Source organism: Adlercreutzia sp. DFI.6.23, assembly GCF_024462535.1.
Classification (GTDB): domain Bacteria; phylum Actinomycetota; class Coriobacteriia; order Coriobacteriales; family Eggerthellaceae; genus Adlercreutzia; species Adlercreutzia rubneri.
This window is the reverse complement of record NZ_JANGBP010000521.1, coordinates 1-301: the sequence shown is the minus strand read 5'-3', so window position 1 is coordinate 301 and position 301 is coordinate 1. Positions and strand designations below refer to the sequence as shown.

Below are 301 nucleotides of genomic sequence, written 5' to 3'. Positions count from 1 at the left end.
AGGTGAACATGAGGATGACCGTGCCCGGCGTGATGCCGAACCAGGCGTTGCCGCCGGAGATGAACACCGTCACCACGGACATGATAACCACGGTGATGGCCGCCGTGGTGATGCCACGGGCAAGCGAGGCCCGCATGCGCTTCGAATCGCGCGCCACCACCTCGCGATTCGCCGTGTTGAACAGCCGCCGCTCGTAGTCCTCGCGCCCGTAGGTCTTCACGGCCAGGATGTTCGTGACCGCATCCGATAGTTCGCCGGACAGCTGGTTCTGGGCGCTGGCGGCCTTTTCATTCAGATGCAG

1 protein-coding gene is annotated in these 301 nt (G+C 63.8%); it reads right to left on the bottom strand.

Translation table 11 applies throughout. The features are described 5' to 3' along the window. Positions 1 to 301: ABC transporter transmembrane domain-containing protein (locus NE591_RS14400; RefSeq protein ID WP_256156999.1), on the bottom strand; the 301-nt coding region annotated here is incomplete at both ends.